Source organism: Oleisolibacter albus (assembly GCF_003336875.1).
GTDB lineage: Bacteria > Pseudomonadota > Alphaproteobacteria > Azospirillales > Azospirillaceae > Niveispirillum > Niveispirillum album.
Window position 1 is genome coordinate 1 of record NZ_QGNJ01000035.1, and the last position, 2,575, is coordinate 2,575.

At 63.2% G+C, this 2,575-nt stretch carries 3 protein-coding genes; 1 reads left to right on the forward strand and 2 read right to left on the reverse strand.

Features of this window, described 5'->3' with window-relative positions; translation table 11 throughout:
• Nucleotides 1-165: 165 nt before the first annotated feature.
• A complete protein-coding gene (locus DK368_RS21125; RefSeq protein ID WP_114395946.1) occupies nucleotides 166-834 on the reverse strand; it encodes a uracil-DNA glycosylase in 669 nt (222 codons plus the stop codon).
• A 17-nt stretch (nucleotides 835-851) separates the two neighbouring features.
• Nucleotides 852-1,475, reverse strand: a complete 624-nt coding sequence (locus tag DK368_RS21130) for a LabA-like NYN domain-containing protein (RefSeq protein ID WP_240002600.1) — start codon at nucleotides 1,473-1,475, stop codon at nucleotides 852-854.
• 223 nt (nucleotides 1,476-1,698) lie between these two features.
• Between DK368_RS21130 and folK the strand changes: the two genes are divergently transcribed.
• Nucleotides 1,699-2,187, forward strand: a complete 489-nt coding sequence (gene folK, locus DK368_RS21135; RefSeq protein ID WP_114395947.1) for a 2-amino-4-hydroxy-6-hydroxymethyldihydropteridine diphosphokinase — start codon at nucleotides 1,699-1,701, stop codon at nucleotides 2,185-2,187.
• Nucleotides 2,188-2,575: the final 388 nt, after the last annotated feature.

Genomic DNA, 2,575 nt, shown 5'->3' on the forward strand with positions numbered 1-2,575 from the left:
GCCCGGCGGGACTGCCCGCCCTCCACGGCGGCAATGAGCCGCGAACGCAGGTCCAGGGAAAGAGGTCGCGTCATGCCGGCTGGCCTCCTGCTCCAGCCCGCACCTTGAATCATGTCCCGCAGAAAAGAGGAATCCCAATACGATTCCGTCAGACAGAAAATCGCTCTAGCCGGTCAGGGCGTCCAGGTGGGCGCGGACGGCGGCGACCACGGCCTCGAACATGGGCGTGGTCAGACGGCCCGTGTTGGTGTTGTAGCGGGAGCAATGATAGCTGGAGAACAGGCGGAGGCCGGGACGCAGATCATGCTGACCGCCATGGGTGAAGGGCAGGCGCGACGGCTTGCCCCCCAGGGTGCGCACCACGCTGTCATGGGCATCCTTGCCCAGGGCCAGGATGGCCCGCAGGGACGGCATCGCCTCCAGTTCCGCGATCAGGAACTGGCGGCAGGTGTGGATTTCCTGCGGCTCCAGCTTGTTCTTCGGCGGCACGCAGCGGGCCGCGTTGGTGATACGGCAATCCTGCAGGGTCAGTCCGTCATCGGCGCGGCGGCCATAGCGGCCGCTGGCGAAACCGAAGGCCAGCAGGGTTCCATACAGCAGATCGCCGGCATAATCGCCGGTGAAGGGCCGGCCGGTCTGGTTGGCCCCGTGCAGACCGGGGGCCATGCCGACGATCAGCAGGCGCGCATCCAGCCCGCCGAACGGCGGGACCGGGGCGTTGTGATAGCCGGGATGGGCCGCACGATTGGCCGCGCGGAAGGCGGCCAATCGCGGGCAGAGCGGACAGTCAGCCGGAGGCATGGCCGCCGGGAGACGGTCGGGTGCTGTCGTCATTGCTGCGGGTGTCACGGTCAGCCGGCGGTGTCCGGCGTCTCGTCCGGCTGCTCACTGTCGCCGCTGGCGGCCGGCACCGCCGTCGTGGGCTGGAAGCGGGGGTTGTGCAGGCGCTGGATGCTGGGGGCCAGATCCTGCAGTTCCAGGAAATTGTCGGCCTGACGCCGCAGCTCATCCGCCACCATGGGCGGGGTGGAGCGGACCGTGCTGATGACGGTCACGCGCACGCCCTTGCGCTGCACGGCATCGACGAGACGGCGGAAATCGCCGTCGCCGGAGAACAGCAGGATATGATCGACATGCTCGGCCATCTCCATGACGTCGATGGCCAGTTCGATATCCATGTTCCCCTTGATCTTGCGCCGGCCGGAGGCGTCGGTGAACTCCTTGGTCGGCTTGGTCACCATGGTGTAGCCATTGTAATCCAGCCAGTCGACCAGCGGCCGGATTGGGGAATATTCCTGATCTTCCACCAGTGCGGTGTAATAGAAGGCGCGGATCAACCGTCCTTCCGCTGCGAACAATTCGAGTAGTCGTTTGTAATCAATATCAAATCCTAATGAGCGAGCAGCTGCATACAAATTTGCTCCGTCGATGAACATCGCCAGACGTTCTTCTTTATAAAAAATCTGTCTCGACATTAATGAATTCCTTAAGATGAATTTGTGGCAACGCAGGACGCGTCCGTAAACGGGCGATTTCCATCCGGCCCTTCGGGTCAAAATCACCGATGTGCTGGTTTCACCGATGAACTTAAGGCAGGATTGGCCGCCAGGGCAAGATGCCTCCATGTCCTATGCGCAATTGCATCTTCTATCGATTAGACTCGGCCGGGCGTCATGGTCCGGCCGGCAGGAGTGTCGTGTGATTCTCGTCGCCATCGGCTCCAATCTCGGCAGCCCGACTATCGGGTCGCCCCTCCAGGTGTGTGAGGCGGCGGTGCAGTGCCTGTGTCAGAGCGGTGTCCGGGTGCTGGCCCGGTCGCGCTGGTTTGAAACGGCGCCGGTGCCGGTCTCGGACCAACCCTGGTATGTCAATGGTGTGGTCGCTGTGGCGACGGATCTGGCACCGGCGGATCTTCTCGGCCGGTTGCATGGGATCGAGGCCGGGTTCGGGCGCGTGCGTCGCACCGTGAACGAGGCGCGGGTGCTGGATCTCGATCTGCTGGCCTATGACGACCGGGTCCAGGCCGGGCCGCCGGTGTTGCCGCATCCCCGCATGGATCGGCGGGCCTTCGTCCTGCTGCCGCTGGCCGACATCGCGCCGGACTGGGTGCATCCCGGCACCGGCCTATGCCTGCCCGACCTGCTGGCGGCGCTGCCGTCCGATCAGCAGATCCGGCCGGTCCCTTGACCCCGGCGGCCGGGCGTGGTCTATTTGATCAAATTCCTATGGCGTGATTGATTGTTCGGACGGTTGTCGATGTGGAGCCGTCTTGGAGGGGGCGAAGAGGGGGCTGGTCTGCCCCGCGCTATGCGTGTCGCCGGCTCGCTTAAGGTGACGGAGATGACGGAGGAAGAATCAGGGTGCGTTTGTCATTTTAAGGAAAATAATCCTTATATTGCAAGGTGCTGTCCGTTGACCCGATGTGTCGCCATGTCGCCTTAATGTCACCTTTGGACTGCCCCCCTAAACTGGGACATCTGGAAAAGCTACAGTTCTCTTGAGAGGAGAGGGCTGATGGGCAAGCGACGTAGTTTAGAGGAGAAGTTGGCTGCGTTGGCGCGGGTTGAGGCCGGAG